The organism is Variovorax cryoconiti, from assembly GCF_051216395.1.
Classification (GTDB): domain Bacteria; phylum Pseudomonadota; class Gammaproteobacteria; order Burkholderiales; family Burkholderiaceae_C; genus Variovorax.
Genome location: NZ_JBPJZI010000008.1, coordinates 96611 through 116393, shown reverse-complemented (window position 1 = coordinate 116393; position 19783 = coordinate 96611). Strand labels below are relative to the sequence as shown.

The window sequence follows — 19783 nt, the reverse complement described above, 5'->3', positions numbered from 1 at the left end:
AAGCATGTTCGACTGGATGGTCTGGACCACCCCGGTGGCCGTGTTCTTCACCTGCATCGCGCTCATGCTCGTCGGCATGACCGTGTGGGAATACAAGTCGCCCACCACGCTGCGGCGCGGCTGGCTGCCGATGGAAACCACCCGTGGCGACCGGCTCTTCATCGGTCTGCTGTCCGCGGCCTACCTCAACCTGGTCTTCATCGGCCTCGCGGGCAAGTTCCAGGAATGGATGGGCCTCGATGCCGAGCCGTCGATCTGGATCAGCTTCGTGCTGTCGATGGGCTTGCTCGCGTTGGTGATGCGAAAGGGTTGAACGCGAACGATCGAAGGCATCCGGCTCTCCGCCGCCCCGGAGCCGAGATCCGAACCACCGGGGGGCAACAACCGAGGAGACAACTCATGAAGATGCGCTACACGGCATTGGCACTGGCAGCGGCGATGGCCGCCGCGCAGGGTGCGTCGGCGGGAGAAGCCGAAGCCAAGAAATGGATCGACAGCGAATTCCAGCCGTCGACCCTGAACAAGGACCAGCAGACGGCCGAGATGAAGTGGTTCATCGACGCCGCCAAGAAACTGCAGGCGAAGGGCGTCAAGGAGATTTCGGTGGTGTCGGAGACCATCACCACGCATGAATACGAATCGAAGACGCTCGCCAAGGCTTTCGAGGAAATCACCGGCATCAAGGTCAAGCACGACCTGATCCAGGAAGGCGACGTGGTCGAGAAGCTGCAGACCTCGATGCAGTCGGGCAAGTCGATCTACGACGGCTGGATCTCCGACTCCGACCTGATCGGTACGCACTACCGCTACGGCAAGATGATGAACCTGACCGACTACATGGCCGGCACGGGCAAGGAGTTCACCAACCCCGGCCTCGACCTCAAGGACTTCATCGGCACCAAGTTCACCACTGCGCCGGATGGCAAGCTGTACCAGCTGCCCGACCAGCAGTTCGCCAACCTGTACTGGTTCCGTGCCGACCTGTTCGCCCGCCCCGACCTGAAGGACAAATTCAAGGCCAAGTACGGTTACGACCTGGGCGTGCCGCTCAACTGGAGTGCGTACGAAGACATCGCCGAGTTCTTCAGCGTCGACGTCAAGACCATCGACGGCAAGCCGATCTACGGCCACATGGACTACGGCAAGAAGGACCCGTCGCTCGGCTGGCGCTTCACCGATGCCTGGCTGTCGATGGCCGGCACCGCCGACATCGGCAATCCGAACGGCATGCCGATCGATGAATGGGGCATCCGCGTGGCGGACGACAAGTGCACGCCCGTGGGGGCTGCGGTGTCGCGCGGCGGTGCGACGAATTCACCCGCCGCCGTGTACGCGCTCACCAAGTACATCGACTGGATGAAGAAGTACGCGCCCAAGGAAGCGATGGGCATGACCTTCGGCGAAAGCGGGCCGGTGCCGGCACAAGGACAGATCGCCCAGCAGATCTTCTGGTACACGGCCTTCACCGCCGACATGACCAAGAAGGGCCTGCCGGTGGTGAACGAGGACGGCACGCCCAAGTGGCGCATGGCGCCCGGCCCGAACGGACCGTATTGGAAGCAGGGCATGCAGAACGGCTACCAGGACGTGGGTTCGTGGTCCTTCTTCAACGGCCACGACGCCAACAAGACGGCCGCCGCCTGGCTCTACGCCCAGTTCGTGACCGCCAAGAGTGTCTCGCTCAAGAAGACCATCGTGGGCCTGACGCCCATCCGCGAATCGGACATCCAGAGCAAGGCCATGACCGATCTGGCGCCCAAGCTCGGCGGCCTGGTCGAGTTCTACCGCAGCCCGGCGCGCGTGGCCTGGACACCCACCGGCACCAACGTGCCCGACTATCCGAAGCTCGCACAGCTCTGGTGGAAGAACGTGGCCGAGGCCGTCACGGGCGAGAAGACCCCGCAGAAGGCGATGGACAACCTGGCCGACGAGATGGACAACGTGATGGCGCGCCTCGAACGCGCCGGCATGGCCCATTGCGCCCCCAAGCTCAACGCCAAGGGTGACCCCAACAAGTGGCTGAGCGACAAGAATGCACCCTGGAAGAAGCTCGCCAACGAAAAGCCGAAGGGCGAGACCATCGACTACAACAAGCTGTTGACGGCCTGGAAGGACGGCAAGGTGCGCTGAGCTGAGCGCCTTCGCTTCCAGCCACTGAGGGCTGCTGCACCGCAAGGGCAGCAGCCCTTGTCGTTTTGGGGTCGATGCCGCTTTGCTAGCCTGTGCCCTTCGCCCTGGTCCGTCTTGCGGACCTCTCGGGCCGTCACGGAGTTGCACGATGCAGAGACGCCGAATTGCTGGCCTGGCCTTGCTGCCCCTGTGGTCCTTCCCGGCTGCCCAAGCCCGGGCGGCGGACCTCGTCGAGTCGCTCCGCCGCGGCCGCTGCGCCTTGCTGCTGCGACATGCCAGCACCACCGCCGGCATCGGCGACCCGCCGGGCTTTCAGCTGGCGCAGTGCAGCACGCAGCGCAACCTGAGCGACGAGGGACGGGCGCAGGCACAGCGCATCGGCGCCTGGTTCAAGCAGCGCGGGCTGGCGCCCCAGGCGGTGCGTTCCAGCGCCTGGTGCCGCTGCAAAGACACGGCCGACCTCGCCTTCGGCCAGCACCTCGTCTGGGAACCGCTCAACTCGACCTTCGACGACGCCCGCCGTGCGGCGTCGGCGGCCGAGGGCACTGCGGCCCTGCGCACCGCGCTGGCCGCGATCCCGGCGGGCCGTTTCGAGGTGTGGGTGACGCACCAGGTCAACATCACCGCGCTCACCGGTGAGTCAACGGGAATGGGCGAAGGCCTGGTGGTCGACGCGGCCGTCAAGGTGCAGGGCCGCACCCGTTTCGACTGAGTGACTGCGCCGTCACTGGGCCCTCACTGGGCCATCGCCGCCTTGACCTCGTTGCCCAGGTCGAGCACCGACATCGCGTAGTAGCTGCTCCAGTTGTAGCGGGTGATCACGTAGAAGTTCTGCGTGCCCGCGACGTAGCTGGGCGACTCCGCACCGTTCTGCAGTTCGATGAGCGCGAGCAGGCCGGGGAAGGATTGGGCCTCGCGCTCGAGCACTGCACCGGCCGCCATGAAGCTGTCGGCGCTGAAGGTCGGCTTGATGTCGGGAGCCATGAGGATGGGCATCTGCAGGCGGGCGGTGTCGAAGCGCACCGGGAAGGTCGACGGCATGCCGCGCTGCCAGCCGAAGCCCTTGAAGTAGCTGGCCACCGAGCCGATCACGTCGGCCGGGTTGTTGACCAGGTCGATGCGGCCGTCGCCATCGAAGTCGACCGCGTACTTGGCCATGCTGCTCGGCATGAACTGCGGCATGCCCATGGCGCCGGCGTAGCTGCCGAGCGGCGCCAGCGGGTCTGCGGCGGTGCGGCTTTCGGTGCTGAGGAAGCTCTCGAGTTCGCCGCGGAAGAAGGCCACGCGCTCGGCGGCGCGCGGGTGCGCCTGCGGGAAGTCGAAGGACAGCGTGGCCAGCGCGTCGATCACGCGGAAGTTGCCCATGTTGCGGCCGTAGATGGTCTCGACGCCGATGATGCCCACGACGATTTCCGGGGGCACGCCGTATTCGGCCTCGGCGCGTGCGAGCGTGGCTGCGTTGTCGCGCCAGAAGCGCGCACCGGCGGCGATGCGCACCGGGTCGATGAAGCGGCTGCGGTAGACCCGCCAGTTCTTCGCGGTGCCGCTGGGCGCCGGCGTCATCAGGCGTGGCACGTTGGGCAGCAGCCGCGCGGCGCCGATGGTGGCGCGCACCCAGTTGCGGTCGAGGTTGCGCCGGGCTGCCACGTCGTCGGCGAAGCGCATCGCGTCGTCGCGCGTGGCGTAGGGGATGGTGCCGCGCACGGCGGTGACGGGCCGGCGTTCACCGCGGGTCTGTGCCGTGGCCGGGGTGGATGAGATCGCGCCGAAGGCGAGGAGGGCGGCCAGCAGTGCAGGGGCCATCGGGGAGGAAGGTCGCATCGGCCCATTGTGCCGTTGCGCGCGTGCGGTCCTGGTGATCGACACCGGCGGTTTCAACGCGGCCAGACCAGTCTGCGGAATTCGGCACGCAGGGCCGGCAGCCCGGCCTCGGGCGTCTTGGTCTTGGCGTAGCGCTGGGCTTCCAGCCGCAGCAGCCAGTCGTGCACCGGCTGGCCGGCCGCGCCGAAATGCGCCACCGCCTGCGTCGCCATCTGCCGCGGTGGCGCGGCCTCGGGCAGCACCAGGCCGGCCTTCTCCAGCCGCTGCCGCGCCCGGCCCAGAAGGCGCAACCAGGGGTCGTGCCGGCTGCGTTCCCACAGGGTCCAGCCGGCGCCCGCGAGGCTGGTGGCGATCAGCACCCACAGCAGCACGGTCGCCAGGTCCTGCAGGCTGGGTGCCTCGAAGCCGATGTTCTTCAAGAGGTCGAGCTGGCGGCTCTGCGTGTAGTTGAGCACCCACTGGTTCCAGCCGTTGTTGACGGCTTCCCACGCCGCGCGCAGGTTCTGCGCCAGCGTCGGGCTCATGGTGCCGATGGCGCCCGCAAAGAGGCCGGGCTGCGCCGCCAGGCGCTGGAAGGCGCCGATGCGGCCGGGCGACACGGACGCGGTCGGGTCGACGCGGGTCCAGCCCTTGCCGGCTTCCCACACCTCGGCCCAGGCATGGGCGTCGGCCTGGCGCAGCACCCAGTAGCCGTCGACGCCGTTGAGCTCGCCGCCCTGGTAGCCGGTGACGATGCGCGCCGGGATGTCGAGCGCGCGCATCAGCACGACGAAGGCCGAGGCGATGTGCTCGCAGAAGCCGGCCCTGCGGTCGAACCAGAACTCGTCGGCCGTCTCGTTGCCGTACAGGCCGGGCTCCAGCGTGTAGCTGTAGCCGCCGGTGCGCAGACGCTCGAGCGCGGCCTGCACGTACGCGGGCGTGGCGGCGCTGGCGAGGGCCGGGTCGGCCTTCATCTGCGCAGCCATCGCCACCGTGCGCGGGTTGGAGCCCGGCGGTAATGCGACGTAGCGCTGCAGGGCGCCGGTTCGGCGCAGCGGGCCGCTCTGGAACTGCGGGTAGCTCTCGGCGCGGTAACGCAGCAGGTCGCCGATGGCGCGGTGGGCCATCCACTGCAGGTCGGGCGTGGCCATGACGCGCAGGCCGGGGATCTCGGGCGGCTTCAGGGGCGCGTCGAGCGCCAGCAGCCAGGGCCGGTTGCTCGGCTCCAGCGTGACCTCGTAGCCCACCGGCTCGCCCTGCACGCGCAGCTCGGCGCTGAGGACGCCGCGTTCCCAGGGCGGCGGCGCGGTCCATTCGCGGCCGTCGAAGTCCGACAGCACCGGGCCGCGGAAGTACAGGTCGCGCTGCGGCGGCGCGCGGCCGCCGTCGAACTTGATGCGCGCGGCAATGCCGTCGTCGAGTGCGAGCTGCGCGATGCTGCCCACGCGCATGGTGGCCGACAGCCCGCTGCGCCCGGTCATCTCGTCGTTCGGCGTGCCCCACAGCGGCGCCATGCGCGGAAACAGCATGAAGAGCGCCAGCATGATCGGCGCGCCCAGCAGCGCCATCCAGCCGGCCGTGCGCGCCGCCTGCGCCAGCGGCGGCCGGCCGACCGGCATGTGGGCGTTGACCAGGGCGGTGAGCAGGCCGAGCAGCGCGAGCAGCATCGCCACCGCGGTGAGCAGCGACTGCGAGCTGAAGAAGTTCGTCAGCATCGCGAAGAAGCCGAGGAAGAAGATGACGAAGGCGTCGCGCCGCGCGCGCAGCTCCAGCGTCTTGAGGGCGAGCAGCACCACGACCAGCGTGACGCCGGCCTCGCGGCCCAGCACGGTGCGGTAGGTGGCGAAGGTGGCGGCCAGCGCCACGGCCAGCAGCGCCACCAGCCACCAGCGGCCGGGCAGGGGCCGCGACTGCACGGCCAGCGTGCCGCGCCAGACCAGCACGATGGCCGTCAGCAGGGTGCACCACCACGGCAGCTCGGGCACCTGCGGCAGCAGCACGATGCCGATCACGCCGAGCAGGAACAGCGTGTCGCGGGCGTCGCGCGGCAGGGCGCCGAACCAGGCGGTCATGCGCATGTGGCGAGCACCTCCAGGCAGCGGCGGCGGTGCGCCTCGCCCTGCGAGGGCGGCACCTGCTGGCCGGCCACGCGCAGGCCGTAGTCCACGCCGAGCCGGTCGGCCATCAGCACCCAGGCGCACAGGCGCGAGATGCGGGCTTCGAGCTCGGGCAGGCCGGCGGCCTGCGCATCGAGCCAGAGCTCCTGGCGCTGCGCCTGCTGGGTGTCGCGACTGAACAGGTCGTCGGAGCCGGCCGCCTGTGCGCGCGCCGCCTTCTTCCAGACCACCAGCTTCAGCGGGTCGCCGCGGCGGTAGGCGCGCACGCCGTCGTATTCGCCGGCGCTGGCGGCGCGGGCGACCGAGGCGCTGGCGTCGCCGGCAAGGGGCTCGCCGGCGGGCAGCGCGGGCGGGTGCGGCTCCGGTGCCGGGTACACCAGCAGCGACGAGGCCGGGCGCCAGACGGTCCAGACCCGGAAGGCGCCCAGCGGAAAGCGCGTCTCGGCGGTGAGCGGCGGCACCGCGTGCAGGCCGCGCCGCGCGGGCTGGAAGGCGATCTCGACGGTCTCGCTGCCTTGCGCCGGCACGTCGCACCAGGCCCAGTGCCCGCTGCCGCGCACCGCCAGGCCGATGCCGTAGCGCGTGCTCCGCCGCGCGTTGTGCAGCACCACGCGGAAGACCGCGGCACTTCCGGCGTACTGCGGCTCCGGCGGCATCAGGTGCATCGACAGGCCGCGCAGCGTCGCGTGGCTCACGTGCATGCCGACGGCCACGCAGCCGGCCAGCATGAAGGTCAGCAGGTAGCCGAGGTTGAGCTGGTAGTTGATCGATGCGACCAGCAGCACGAGCAGCGTGGCGGCCAGCATCCAGCCGGCCGGCGTCGGGACGATGTAGACGTTGCGCTGCGTCAGCGCCAGCGTGTCGCTCGGCGGCCGCCGCGACAGGAACCAGCCGTCGATGCGCCGGCGCGTGGCCGCCAGCGGGTTCACGGCAGGGGCACGGCCGCGATCATGGCGCGCACCTGCTCGAAGGCGCCGCGGCCGGCGTCGCCGACCGGCGTCACGCGGTGCGCCACCGTCTGCGGCAGCACGGCCTGCACGTCGTCGGGCGCCACGTAGTCGCGGTTGGCCAGCAGCGCCTGCGCCTTGGCGGCCCGCAGGATCGCGATGCCCGCTCGCGGCGACAGGCCCTGCAGGAACCAGCGGCCGTTGCGCGTGGCGGCCATCAGGTCCTGCACATAGTTGAGCAGGGCATCAGAGGCATGCACCTGCTGCACGCGTTGCTGCAAGGCCAGCAGTTCGCCCGCAGTCAGCAGGGCCGGCAAGCCCGCCAGCATGTCGCGGCGGTCGGCGCCGGCCAGCAGCTCGCGTTCGGCAGCGCGGTCGGGGTAGCCGATCGAGATGCGCATCAGGAAGCGGTCGAGTTGCGACTCGGGCAGCGCGAAGGTGCCGAGCTGGTCGTGCGGGTTCTGCGTGGCGATCACGAAGAAGGGCGTGGGCAGCGGGCGGGTCTCGCCCTCGATCGTCACCTGCTTCTCTTCCATGGCCTCGAGCAGCGCGCTCTGGGTCTTGGGGCTGGCGCGGTTGATCTCGTCGGCCAGCAGCACCTGCGAAAAGATGGGGCCGGGATGGAACACGAAGGCCTGCTGGTTGCGGTCGTAGATGGCCACGCCCGACAGGTCGCCCGGCATCAGGTCGGCGGTGAACTGCACCCGCGAGAACTGCAGGCCGAAGGTGTGCGAGAGCGCATGGGCGAGGGTGGTTTTCCCCACCCCCGGCACGTCTTCGATCAGCAGGTGGCCACCCGCCAAAAGGCAGGCCACGCAGTCGCGCACCTGCGCCTCTTTGCCCACGATCACCGTGTTAAGCTGGCCAAGCAAACTGGCGAGCTTCGCGGCGACGTCCATTTTTGTATCCATATGCAAACAATACCGCAAGGCCCCTCGGCCCCACGCGGCGTGAGGTCGCCCGGTGCGGCGTCGGCAACAGAGACATGGGTAAAACGGGCTACTACACACACCGCGACTGCTGGAAACACGACATGGGCGAGGGGCACCCGGAGTGTCCCCAACGCCTCGACGCCATCGAAGACCGATTGCTGGTCACCGGCGTCGGCGACGCCCTGGAGCGCGGCGATGTCCCGCTCGCCACCCTGGCGCAGATCACGCGGGCCCACACCGAGGCCCACCTTGAACGTCTGGAAGAACTGAGCCAGCGGCTCGTCGCCGACGAGCCCGCCGGCGGGCCGGCCCAGGCCATGGTCGACCCCGACACTTCGCTGATGCGCTACACCGTGCTGGCAGCGCGACGGGCGGCCGGTGCCGCCATCGCCGCCACCGATGCCGTGATGGCCGGCGACATCGAGAACGCCTTCTGCGCCGTGCGCCCGCCCGGCCACCACGCCTGCCGCGAGCAGGCGATGGGCTTCTGCTTCCTCAACAACGTCGCCATCGCGGCGCGCCATGCGCTCGAGGTGCATGGTCTGGAGCGGGTGGCGGTGGTCGACTTCGACGTGCACCACGGCAACGGCACCGAAGACATCCTGGCCGGCGACCCACGGGTGCTGATGGTCGGCATCTTCCAGCACCCGTTCTACCCCTTCGGCGACATTGACCACCCGGCCGCCAACATGCTCAACCTGCCTGTCCCGGCCTACACCAAGGGCATGGACGTGCGCGAGCTGATCGAGATGATGTGGATGCCGCGCCTGGAGGAATTCAAGCCGCAGATGATCTTCATCAGTGCCGGCTTCGATGCCCACCGCGACGACGAACTCGGCCAGCTGCGGCTCAACGAAAACGACTTCGCCTGGATCACCGACCGCGTACGCGATGTGGCCAAGCGCCATGCGCACGGGCGCATCGTGTCGATGCTCGAAGGCGGCTACCACCTCGATGCCCTGGCGCGCAGCGTGGAGGCGCACGTCCGGGTCTTGGCGGACCTTTGATGAACCTCGACGACTTCATGGCCCGCCTGGGCCAGGTGCAGGCGCGCAGCCTGTGGGTCGAACTGGCCGCGTTGGTCGCCTGCGTGGCGCTGGCCTGGGGCGTGACGCGCTGGTTCGGCCGCGACCAACCCAAGGATTCGATCTGGTTCGGCGAGCGCACCTTCGACGGGCTGCTGTTCCCGCTGCTGGCGCTGGTCGCCACCGACCTGGCGCGGCGCGCGGTGCTCAACTACCAGGTGGTCGTGGTGCTGCGCATCGCGGTCTCCGTGTTCGTCGCGCTGGTCGTGATCCGGCTGATCGCACGCGTGATGCGGGCGGTGTTCCCGGGCTCGGCGCTGGTGCGGCTGGTGGAGCGCACCGTGTCGTGGATCGCCTGGGTCGGCGCGGTGCTGTGGATCGTCGGGCTGCTGCCGCCGGTGCTGGCCGAGCTCGACCAGATCACGCTGTCTTTCGGCAAGACCCGCGTGAGCATTCGCACCATCTTCGAAGGCGCGCTGTCGGCCGGCCTCGTGCTCGTGATCGCGCTGTGGATTTCGACGACGATCGAGAAGCGCATCCTGCGCGAAGCCGTGACCGACCTGTCGATGCGCAAGGTGGCGTCGAACGCAATCCGCGCCTTCCTGCTGCTGATCGGCCTGCTGGTGGCGCTGTCGGCGGTGGGCGTCGACCTGACGGCGCTGTCGGTGCTCGGCGGCGCGGTCGGCGTCGGCCTGGGCTTCGGCCTGCAGAAGCTGGCGGCCAACTACGTGAGCGGCTTCGTGATCCTGCTGGAACGCTCGATCCGCATCGGCGACAACGTGAAGGTCGACAACTTCGAGGGCCGCATCACCGACATCAAGACGCGCTACACGCTCATCCGCGCCGGCAACGGGCGCGAGGCGATCGTGCCGAACGAGTCGCTCATCACGAGTCGCGTGGAGAACCTGTCGATCGCCGACCGCAAGTTCAACATCACGACGGCCATCGTGGTCGGCTACGAGAGCGACGTGGCGCAGGTGCAGGCCATCCTGGTCGGGGCGGCGACAGCGCAGTCGCGGGTCATGGCCGACCCGGAGCCGATCGCCTTCCTCACCAACTTCGCGCCCGACGGGCTGGAGTTCACGCTGCACTTCTGGGTGACCGACCCCGACAAGGGCAAGGACAACGTGCGCTCGGCCATCAATGTCGCCATCCTCGAGGGCCTGCGCGCCGCGAAGATCGACATTCCCTATCCGCAGCGCGTGCTGCGCGTCGAGTCGCTGCCCGACGGCTTCTCGCGCCCCGAAGCCGCGCCTTTATAATCCGAGAAAAGCACGACCGTTCTTTTCTTTGCACCCAAGGTGGCTCGCCAGGCCTGTGTCCATAGGGACAGCCCCGCGAAAGGGGTCGTCCTAGAATGACCGGCTGCCCCGAGGCACACAGTTTTGCAATCCATGGAGTCACACCAATGAAGGTTCTGGTCCCAGTCAAACGGGTCGTCGACTACAACGTGAAGGTTCGCGTGAAGTCCGACGGCACCGGCGTCGACATCGCCAACGTCAAGATGAGCATGAACCCCTTCGACGAGATCGCCGTCGAAGAGGCGGTCCGCCTGAAGGAGAAGGGCGTGGTCACCGAAGTGATCGCCGTCTCGTGCGGCGACGCGAAGTGCCAGGAAACCCTGCGCACCGCCATGGCCATCGGCGCCGATCGCGCCATCCTGGTCGAGACCACCGAAGAACTCCAGCCACTGGCCGTCGCCAAACTGCTGAAGGCGCTGGTCGACAAGGAACAGCCTCAGCTGATCATCCTCGGCAAGCAGGCCATTGACGACGACGCCAACCAGACCGGCCAGATGCTGGCCGCGCTGGCGGACCTGCCGCAAGCCACCTTCGCATCGAAGGTCGAAGTGTCCGGTGACAAGGTCAGCGTGACGCGCGAAGTCGACGGCGGTGCCGAGACGCTGTCGCTGTCGCTGCCGGCCGTCATCACGACCGACCTGCGCCTGAACGAGCCGCGCTACGTCACGCTGCCGAACATCATGAAGGCCAAGAAGAAGACGCTCGACGTCTTCAAGCCCGAAGACCTGGGCGTGGACGTCAAGCCGCGCCTGAAGACGCTCAAGGTGAGCGAGCCGCCCAAGCGCGGTGCCGGCATCAAGGTGGCCGACGTGGCCGCCCTGGTGGACAAGCTCAAGAACGAAGCGAAGGTGATCTGACATGACAGCACTGGTAATTGCCGAACACGACCACGCGACCATCAAGCCCGCGACCCTCAACACCGTGACCGCGGCCATCGCCTGCGGTGGCGACGTGCACGTGCTGGTGGCCGGCGCCAACGCCGCCGAAGCCGGCAAGGCCGCTGCGCAGATCGCCGGTGTGAGCAAGGTCATCGTGGCCGACAGCGCGTCGCTCGCCGAGAACCTGGCCGAGAACGTGGCGGCCCAGGTGTTGGCCATCGCCTCGAACTACAGCCACATCCTGTTCCCCTCGACCGCCAACGGCAAGAACGTGGCCCCGCGCGTGGCCGCCAAGCTCGACGTCGCGCAGATCAGCGACATCACGTTGGTGGTCAGCCCCGACACCTTCGAGCGCCCGATCTATGCCGGCAATGCCATCGCCACCGTGCAGAGCAGTGACGCGATCAAGGTCATCACCGTGCGCACGACCGGCTTCGACGCCGCCGCGACCACGGGCGGTACCGCGACGGTCGAGACGGCCGAAGGTGTGGCCGATTCGGGCAAGTCGAGCTTCGTGGGCCGCGAGGTCACGAAGAGCGAGCGCCCCGAACTCACCGCCGCCAAGATCATCGTGTCGGGCGGCCGCGCGCTGGGCAGCGCCGAGAAGTTCACCGAAGTGATGGCCCCGCTGGCCGACAAGCTCAACGCCGGCCTGGGTGCTTCGCGCGCCGCGGTCGATGCGGGCTACGCGCCCAACGACTGGCAAGTGGGCCAGACCGGCAAGATCGTCGCGCCGCAGCTCTACATCGCCGCCGGCATCTCGGGCGCCATTCAGCATCTGGCCGGCATGAAGGATTCCAAGGTGATCGTCGCGATCAACAAGGACGAAGAGGCGCCGATCTTCTCGGTGGCCGACTATGGCCTGGTGGCCGATCTGTTCACGGCGGTGCCGGAACTGACGAAGGCCCTGTAAGGCTTCGCACCGCGTCGACAAAGGGCATCGTTCGCGATGCCCTTTTCACATCCGAACCCTGGAGACAAGACATGAGCTACATCGCCCCCGTCAAGGACATGCTGTTCGACATCGAGCACCTGGCCCGCATCGAAGAGATCGCCAAGCTGCCCGGCTTCGAGGACGCCGGCCTGGACACCGCGCAGGCGGTGCTCGAGGAATGCGCGCGCTTCAACCAGGACGTGGTGGCGCCGCTCAATGTGGCGGGCGACCGCAACCCGTCGAGCTTCAAGGACGGCGCGGTGACGACCACGCCCGGCTTCAAGGACGCCTTCGCGCAGTACGCGGCGGGCGGCTGGCAGGGCCTGCAGCACCCGGTCGACGTCGGCGGCCAGGGCCTGCCCAAGACCATCGGCGCGGCCTGCGGCGAGATGCTGAACTCGGCCAACATGAGCTTCGCGCTGTGCCCGCTGCTGAGCGACGGCGCCATCGAGGCGTTGCTGACGGCCGGCTCCGACGCGCTCAAGGCGGTGTACCTCGAGAAGCTGGTGAGCGGCCAGTGGACCGGCACCATGAACCTCACCGAGCCGCAGGCCGGCAGCGACCTGGCGCTGGTGCGCAGCCGTGCCGAGCCACAGCCCGACGGCACCTACAAGGTCTTCGGCACCAAGATCTTCATCACCTACGGCGAGCACGACATGGCCGAGAACATCGTGCACCTCGTGCTGGCCCGCGTGACCGGCGCGCCCGAGGGCGTGAAGGGCATCAGCCTGTTCGTGGTGCCGAAGTTCATGGTCGGCCCCGACGGCGCGCTGGGCGCGCGCAACGACGTGCATTGCGTGAGCATCGAGCACAAGCTGGGGATCAAGGCCTCGCCGACAGCCGTGCTGCAGTACGGCGATCACGGCGGCGCCGTCGGCTACTTGGTGGGGCAAGAGAACCGCGGCCTCGAGTACATGTTCATCATGATGAACTCGGCCCGCTACGCGGTCGGCATGCAGGGCATCGCCATCGCCGAGCGCGCCTACCAGCATGCGGTGACCTATGCGAAAGACCGCGTGCAGAGCCGCCCGGTCGACGGCTCGATGCATGCCAGCGCGCCGATCATTCACCACCCCGACGTCAAGCGCATGCTGATGACGATGCGGGCCTACACGGAAGGCTGCCGCGCGATGGCGAGCGTGGCCGCGGCCGCCTACGACGCGTCGCACCACCACCCCGATGCCGAGGCGCGCCAGCAGAACCAGGCCTTCTACGAATTCATGGTGCCGCTGGTGAAGGGCTACAGCACCGAGATGAGCCTGGAGGCGACCTCGCTGGGCGTGCAGGTGCACGGCGGCATGGGCTTCATCGAAGAGACCGGCGCAGCGCAGTACTACCGCGACGCGAAGATCCTGACGATCTACGAAGGCACGACCGCGATCCAGGCCAATGACCTGGTCGGCCGCAAGACGGCGCGCGACGGCGGCCGCACGGCCAAGGCCATCGCCGCACAGATCGAGACGACCGAGGCCGAATTGGCGAAGCGCGACAGCGCCGACGCGCACGCGGTGCAGAAGCGCCTGAAGGCCGCGCGCGAAGCCTTCGTCGAGGTGGTCGACTTCGTCGCGGGGCAGACCAAAGCGTCGCCGAACGCGGTGTTCGCCGGCAGCGTGCCCTACCTGATGCTGGCCGGCAACCTGGTGGCCGGCTGGCAGCTGGCCCGTTCGCTGCTCATCGCCGAAGACCTGGCCAAGGCCGGCACCGACGTCGCCTTCATGCAGGCCAAGGTCGTGACCGCGCGCTTCTACGCGGAGCACATCCTGAACAAGGCGCCGGGCATCCGCGACAGCATCGTCGACGGCGCCGAGAGCGTGACGGCGCTGGCGCTGGACGCGTTCTAAGTCCGGCCGCGCGTGTCGCTGACCGGACGCGCGGCACACGACTCATCCCTTAAAAAGATTCCAGACAACACCCTCGGAGACCTCATGTCCAAGCTGCCCCCCGTGCTCGCGAACCTGCCGCTGCCCATCATCGGTTCGCCGCTGTTCATCATCAGCAACCCGAAGATGGTGATCGCCCAGTGCAAGGCGGGCGTGGTGGGCGCGATGCCGGCGCTCAACGCGCGTCCGGCGGAACAGCTGGAAGCGTGGCTGATCGAGATCACCGAAGAACTCGCGGCCTACAACAAGGCGAACCCCGACAAGCCGGCCGCGCCCTTCGCCATCAACCAGATCGTGCACAAGAGCAACGACCGGCTCGAGCACGACATGGCGATGGTCGTGAAGTACAAGGTGCCGATCGTCATCACCTCGCTGGGCGCGCGCACCGACGTGAACGATGCGGTGCACAGCTACGGCGGCGTGACGCTGCACGACATCATCAACGACAAATTCGCACGGAAGGCGATCGAGAAGGGCGCCGACGGCCTGATCGCCGTGGCCGCCGGTGCCGGCGGCCATGCGGGCGTGAAGAGCCCGTTCGCGCTGATCCAGGAAATCCGCCAGTGGTTCGACGGCCCCGTCGCGCTGTCGGGTTCGATCGCCAGCGGCGATGCGGTGCTCGCCGCGCAGGCCATGGGTGCCGACTTCGCCTACATCGGCACGGCCTTCATCGCGACCGAAGAAGCGCGCGCCAGCGAGGCGTACAAGCAAGCCATCGTCGACGGCAGCTCGGACGACATCGTCTACTCGAACCTCTTCACCGGCGTGCACGGCAACTACCTGGCGCCGTCGATCATCGCCGCCGGCATGGACCCGGCGAACCTGCCCGAGGGCGACCTGAAGACCATGAACTTCGCCAGTGGCGACGGCAGCAAGGCCAAGGCCTGGAAGGACATCTGGGGCTCGGGCCAGGGCATCGGCGCGATCACGGAGGTGACCAGCGTGGCGGCCTTCGTCGAGAAGCTCAAGCGCGAGTACCAGGCGGCGCGCCAGCGGCTGGCGCTCTAAGCGCCGCGCGACCGCCGCATGGCAGCCGTTCCGCGCGTTCCGATGCCGATCGATTCGGCGGCCGCGCGCATGCCGCTGCTCGACGCGGTCAAGGGTGTGGCCTGCGCGCTGATCGTCGGCCACCACCTGGCACGTTACGGCCCGATGGCCGAAAGCGCCTCGGTGCTGGCGCCATCGCTCTTTGGCTGGCTGGCGCAGCACGGGCGGCTCGCCGTACAGGTCTTCCTTGTCCTTGCCGGCTTTCTGGCAGCGAGCAGCCTCGCGCCGGACGGGCTCTTGCGCGTCGAGCGTCCGATGGCGCGCGTGTTGCGCCGCTATGCGCGGCTCGTCATGCCCTACCTGGCTGCGCTGTCCTGCAGCGTCGTCGTCGCGGCGCTCGTGCGCCCCTGGCTGAACGACGAAGCGGTGCCCGATGCCCCGGTGATCGCGCAGCTCGTCGCCCATGCGCTGCTCCTGCAGGACCTGCTGGGCTATGACGCGCTGTCGACCGGGGTCTGGTATGTGGCCATCGACTTCCAGCTCTTCGTGCTCGCGCTGGCGGCGTTCTGGTGGGTGCGTTGGCTCGAGCGGCGGTGGAAGGTCGGCGCCGCGCGCGCACGTTGGCTGGCCGTCGCGCTGGTGCTGGGGCTCGTTGCCGCATCGCTCGCGGTCTTCAACCGTGATCCGGCGCTCGACGACACCGCGCTCTACTTCTTCGGCGCCTACGGGCTCGGCATGCTGGTCTTCTGGATCGGCCGCGCCACGCGTGACAGCACCTGGCGGCTGGCCGCGCTCACGCTGGCGCTGTTCGGCGCGGGCGCGCTGGCGATCGATTGGCGCAGCCGCATCGCGGTCGCACTGGTGGCGGCACTGGTCATTGCCGTGGCGCAGCGCCGGCAGTGGCTGCGGCCGACGGCCTGGCCCGCCTTGTGGCAGCCGTTGGTGCACCTCGGCGAGATTTCCTATTCGCTGTTTCTGATCCACTTTCCAGTGATCCTGCTGGCCAACGCGGTCATCGACCACTGGTGGCCGGACCAGGCGTGGATCGCGCTGTGCGGCATGGCCTGCGCGTTCGCGCTGTCACTGGCGGCCGGCACCTTGCTGCACCGGCAAGTGGAAATGCGAGCCGCCACGTGGAGAGCCGTGCTGGCGCTTTTCGCCGGCCTGCTCGCTTGCGCTGCGCTGAGCGCCGCTTGATGCGCCCGCATCGGGCGGCCCGTCGTCTGCCGCTGCACCGTGACCCCACCTGCCTGCGTCGCAGGGAATAGGCATTCAAGGCCGCCATGGCCTCCCTTTTCTCCAGCCTTCATGCCATAACCGGGCGTGCGCCGACTTGCGCGCGCGCAAGCGGCCGCAGCCCATCTCCGTTAAACTTCATGAAGTTTCAGGAAATACTGAAAATTCGAAAGCGCAACCGATGACTTCGTCTCCCGCCCACCCTGCTGGTTCGACCGCGCCGTCGACCGACAGCCTGCGCCGACTGGCGGCGCCAGGGGTGGGCAGCCTGGTGCAGGGCGGGGCCGCGCTCTTCTGGCTGCCGCAAGCGGCGTTGCTGGCCTGGGCGGTTCAGCGCCTGGGCCGGGGTGAGGGCCTCGAGGGCATCGACGCGGTGTGGTGGCCGGCGCTCGGCATCGTCGTGATGGGCGCCCTGCGCGCCGTCTGCGAGGCCTGGGGCGCGCGCCGCCTCTTCATCGAGGTGCGCGGGCAGCTCTCGGTGCTGCGCGCACAGGTCGCTGTCGCGCTGGCCGCGCGCTCGCCGCTCGACCTGGCGCGGCCCGCGTCCGGGCAGGCCGCCAGCGTGATCGCCGAGCAGGCGGAGGCCGTGCTGCCGTACCTGGTGCGCTACCAGCCGGCCCGCTGGCGCGCGATGCTGGTGCCGATCTTCATCCTCGTCGCGGTGGCGTGGTTCTCGTGGGTTGCTGCGCTGATCCTGCTGGTGGCCGCGCCGCTCATTCCCATGTTCATGGCCATCGTCGGCTGGCGCGCCCAGGCGGCGAGCCAGCAGCAGATGGTCGAGATGGGCGCGATGAACGCCTTCCTGCTCGACCGCCTGCGCGGCCTCGCGACGCTGCGTGCGCTGGGCGCGGTGGACGCGACGGCGCACCGCCTTGGCGATGTCGCGCAGTCGCTGCGCCATCGCACCATGGCGGTGTTGCGCATCGCCTTTCTCTCGTCCGCGGTGCTCGAGCTGTTCGCTGCGCTGGGCGTGGCGATGGTCGCGGTGTACATCGGCTTTCACCTGCTCGGCACGCTGGAGTTCGGCAGTTGGGGCCGCCGGCTGAGTCTGGCGGAGGGCCTGTTCGTGCTGCTGCTGGCGCCCGCCTTCTTCGAGCCGCTGCGTGAGCTTTCGGCGGTGTGGCACGACCGCGCCGCCGGTGAAGCGGCGCTCGATGCGCTCGACGCGCTGGCCGAAGCGGGCGTGCCGATGCCGGGGCGCGCGAACGCGCAGGCACCGGCCGTGGTGCGACGCGGTGCGCCCTCGGTGCGCATTGCCGGCCTGCACTTCGCGCACCGGGGCGAGTCCGCGCTGTTCAACGGTCTCGACCTGCACGTGGCGCCGGGCGAGCACATCGCGCTCACCGGACCGAGCGGCGCGGGCAAGACCGCTTTGCTGAGCCTGATCGCCGGCCTGATGCCGGCCGCGTCGGGCGACATCGCCATCGGGGGGGTGTCGCTGAACGACGAGACGGCATCGGCGCTGCGCCGCCGCATCGGCTGGATGGGCCAGCGCCCGCATGTCTTCGCGGCATCGGTGCACGACAACGTGGCCCTGGGGCGCACCGGCGTGGCGACCGATGACGTGGCGCAGGCCATGCGCGACGCCGGGCTCGGCGACGTGGCGCAGGCGCGGCCGGCCACGGCGCTGGGCGAGGGCGGTGGCGGCCTGTCGGGCGGCGAACTCGTGCGGCTGGCATTGGCCCGGCTGGCGGTGCAGCCCGAGGCCGACCTGTGGCTGGTCGACGAGCCGACCGCGCACCTGGACACCGATACCGCCGAGCGCGTGGTCGACGCGCTGCTGCGGCTGGCGCAGGGCAAGACGCTGATCGCGGTGACGCACGACCCGATCCTCGCCGCGCGCATGCAGCGCGTGGTGCGGCTCGGCGACGCGTCGCTCGTGATGGCGCAGGAGGCCGCATGACGCGCGCCCGCCATCGCCGCCTGCGCGACCTGCGCACCGTGCTGCAGCCTTTCATCGCCACCGCCCCGCGCCGCCTCGCCCTGGGCGCGGCGCTCGGTGCGCTCACCGTACTCATGGGGATGGCGCTGCTGGGGCTGTCGGGCTGGTTCATCACGGCGACAGCTCTGGCCGGGCTGAGCGCCACGACCGCCATCGTCTTCGACGTCTTCATGCCGTCCGCCGGCATCCGGCTGCTGGCCCTGGGCCGGACCGGCGCGCGCTACGGCGAGCGCGTGGTGACGCACGACGCCACCTTCGCCGCGCTGGCCGACCTGCGCAAGCGTCTCTTCCACGGATGGGCGCGGCCCGAGGCGGCGCGCGCGCTGATGGCGCGGCCGGCGCGCCTGCTGTTCCGGCTGACGGCCGACATCGACGCGCTCGAATCGCTGTACTTGCGCCTGGGTGTGCCGGCCATCGCCGCGCTCGGCGCTGCGCTGCTGGTCGGCGTGGTGACGGGCTTCATGAACCTGTGGATGGGCGCCGCGCTGACGGTCTGGCTGCTGGTGTCGGGCTGGGGCATCGCACTGTGGCTCACGCGGCAGGCGCGCCCGCATGCCATGCGGCGCGCCCAGGCCACCGAGTTGCTGCGCGCGCGCGCCGTGGACCTGGTGTCGGGCCAGACCGAGCTCGCGATGGCGGGACGGCTCGATGCGCAGCGCGATGCGCTCGCCGTGGCCGACTTGCGCCTGGCGCGTGCCGACCTGGCGCTCAACCGGCTCGACGTGCGCGCCGGTGCCGCCTACAGCATGGCCGGCACGCTGACGCTCGCCGCCGTGTTGCTGGCCGTCGGTGCGCTGGTGGGCGAGGGCGCCATCGGCGCACCGGCCGCCGCGCTGGCGCTGCTGGTTGCGTTGACCGCGACCGAACCCTTCGCGGCCCTGCGCCGCGGCGCGCTCGAAGCCGGGCGCACCTGGCTCGCCGTGCACCGGCTGGCGCCGCGCATGGGCAACACATCGGCGCCTGTTGCGCGAGATGCGACGGGCTCCGACGTGTCGCTGCACGACGTGCACGCGACTCACGCCTGCAGCACCGCACCGGCGCTGCAGGGCATCTCGCTGCGCATCGCGGCGGGCGATCGCGTCGCGCTGGTCGGCCCCAGCGGCGCCGGCAAGTCCACCCTGCTGGCCGTGCTGGCCGGCGAGATGGCGCCGACGCAAGGCGGCGTGCACGCGCCGCCGCACTGCCTGCTCACGCAGCGCTCAGAAGTCTTTCAGGACAGTCTGCGCGACAACCTGCGCCTGGCCGATGCGTCGGCCGACGATGTACGCCTGTGGTCGGTGCTCGAGGCCGCCGGCCTCGCGGGCGAGGTGCGTGCCACGTCCGGCGGCCTCGACACGCGGCTCGGCGAAGGCGGCCTGGGCCTCTCCGGCGGCCAGTTGCGCCGTCTGGCGCTGGCGCGGCTGCTGCTGCGCGACTCTCCCTTTTGGCTGCTCGACGAGGCCACCGAGGCGGTGGATACTCGGACCGCCCATGATGTGCTGCGTCGACTCGCAGCGCGTGCCGAGGGCCGCACGCTGCTCATCGCCACTCACCTTCGCCGCGAGGCCGCGCTGGCCGATCGGCTGATCCGCATCGACCATGGCCGCCTGGTGGCCGACCTGCATCGCGGCACGCCGGCCTTCGACGCCGCCCTGCGCGCGCTGCGTCCCGATTGACGCCGGACCGAAGAACAAA

Annotated in this window: 16 protein-coding genes; 12 read left to right on the top strand and 4 right to left on the bottom strand. The window is 69.5% G+C overall.

The genetic code is table 11. The annotated features are described in order from the left end of the window. Positions 1 to 4 precede the first annotated feature (4 nt). From ACSFA2_RS18975 to ACSFA2_RS18965, 3 genes are all read left to right on the top strand, one after another. Positions 5 to 313, top strand: a complete 309-nt coding sequence (locus ACSFA2_RS18975; RefSeq protein WP_435456872.1) for a DUF2160 domain-containing protein — start codon at positions 5 to 7, stop codon at positions 311 to 313. 86 nt (positions 314 to 399) lie between these two features. Continuing rightward, positions 400 to 2130, top strand: a complete 1731-nt coding sequence (locus ACSFA2_RS18970) for an ABC transporter substrate-binding protein (protein WP_435456871.1) — start codon at positions 400 to 402, stop codon at positions 2128 to 2130. 148 nt (positions 2131 to 2278) lie between these two features. Continuing rightward, entirely contained in the window at positions 2279 to 2842 is a 564-nt protein-coding gene (locus ACSFA2_RS18965; protein ID WP_435456870.1) for a histidine phosphatase family protein, read from the top strand. A gap of 23 nt (positions 2843 to 2865) precedes the next feature. Here the strand turns inward: ACSFA2_RS18965 and mltB are convergent, their stop codons facing one another. From mltB to ACSFA2_RS18945, 4 genes are read right to left on the bottom strand one after another with little or no spacing between them, the layout of a single operon-like run. After that, positions 2866 to 3951: a lytic murein transglycosylase B gene (gene mltB / locus ACSFA2_RS18960; RefSeq protein ID WP_435456869.1), complete on the bottom strand. Its 1086-nt coding sequence runs from the start codon at positions 3949 to 3951 to the stop codon at positions 2866 to 2868. Between the two features lie 53 nt (positions 3952 to 4004). Beyond that, complete coding sequence (locus ACSFA2_RS18955; protein ID WP_435456868.1) at positions 4005 to 6008, bottom strand: transglutaminase TgpA family protein; 2004 nt, start codon at positions 6006 to 6008, stop codon at positions 4005 to 4007. Beyond that, a complete protein-coding gene (locus ACSFA2_RS18950; protein ID WP_435456867.1) occupies positions 5999 to 6976 on the bottom strand; it encodes a DUF58 domain-containing protein in 978 nt (325 codons plus the stop codon). Before ACSFA2_RS18950 ends, ACSFA2_RS18955 begins: the two co-directional genes overlap by 10 nt. Further along, positions 6973 to 7893, bottom strand: coding sequence for an AAA family ATPase (locus ACSFA2_RS18945; RefSeq protein ID WP_435456866.1), 921 nt, complete (start codon positions 7891 to 7893; stop codon positions 6973 to 6975). Before ACSFA2_RS18945 ends, ACSFA2_RS18950 begins: the two co-directional genes overlap by 4 nt. A gap of 86 nt (positions 7894 to 7979) precedes the next feature. Here ACSFA2_RS18945 and ACSFA2_RS18940 point away from each other — a divergent pair, with 86 nt between their 5' ends. From ACSFA2_RS18940 to ACSFA2_RS18900, 9 genes are all read left to right on the top strand, one after another. Further along, positions 7980 to 8933, top strand: coding sequence for a histone deacetylase family protein (locus tag ACSFA2_RS18940; protein WP_435456865.1), 954 nt, complete (start codon positions 7980 to 7982; stop codon positions 8931 to 8933). Continuing rightward, positions 8933 to 10213 (top strand): mechanosensitive ion channel family protein, encoded by a 1281-nt coding sequence (locus tag ACSFA2_RS18935; protein WP_435456864.1) that lies wholly within the window; start codon positions 8933 to 8935, stop codon positions 10211 to 10213. Before ACSFA2_RS18940 ends, ACSFA2_RS18935 begins: the two co-directional genes overlap by 1 nt. Positions 10214 to 10359: 146 nt before the next feature. After that, positions 10360 to 11109, top strand: a complete 750-nt coding sequence (locus tag ACSFA2_RS18930; protein WP_435456863.1) for an electron transfer flavoprotein subunit beta/FixA family protein — start codon at positions 10360 to 10362, stop codon at positions 11107 to 11109. 1 nt (position 11110) lies between these two features. After that, positions 11111 to 12043 (top strand): electron transfer flavoprotein subunit alpha/FixB family protein, encoded by a 933-nt coding sequence (locus ACSFA2_RS18925; protein ID WP_435456862.1) that lies wholly within the window; start codon positions 11111 to 11113, stop codon positions 12041 to 12043. 71 nt (positions 12044 to 12114) lie between these two features. Then, positions 12115 to 13905 carry an acyl-CoA dehydrogenase gene (locus ACSFA2_RS18920; RefSeq protein WP_435456861.1) on the top strand — a complete coding sequence of 597 codons (1791 nt, stop codon included), beginning with the start codon at positions 12115 to 12117 and terminating at the stop codon, positions 13903 to 13905. An 84-nt stretch (positions 13906 to 13989) separates the two neighbouring features. Then, positions 13990 to 14952, top strand: a complete 963-nt coding sequence (locus ACSFA2_RS18915; protein ID WP_435456860.1) for an NAD(P)H-dependent flavin oxidoreductase — start codon at positions 13990 to 13992, stop codon at positions 14950 to 14952. A gap of 18 nt (positions 14953 to 14970) precedes the next feature. After that, positions 14971 to 16128 (top strand): acyltransferase family protein, encoded by a 1158-nt coding sequence (locus tag ACSFA2_RS18910; RefSeq protein WP_435456859.1) that lies wholly within the window; start codon positions 14971 to 14973, stop codon positions 16126 to 16128. Positions 16129 to 16348: 220 nt separating this feature from the next. Further along, positions 16349 to 18070, top strand: coding sequence for a thiol reductant ABC exporter subunit CydD (gene cydD / locus ACSFA2_RS18905; RefSeq protein ID WP_435456858.1), 1722 nt, complete (start codon positions 16349 to 16351; stop codon positions 18068 to 18070). Then, complete coding sequence (locus ACSFA2_RS18900) at positions 18067 to 19764, top strand: amino acid ABC transporter ATP-binding/permease protein (RefSeq protein WP_435456857.1); 1698 nt, start codon at positions 18067 to 18069, stop codon at positions 19762 to 19764. The genes cydD and ACSFA2_RS18900 overlap by 4 nt, the downstream gene beginning before the upstream one ends. Positions 19765 to 19783 lie beyond the last annotated feature (19 nt).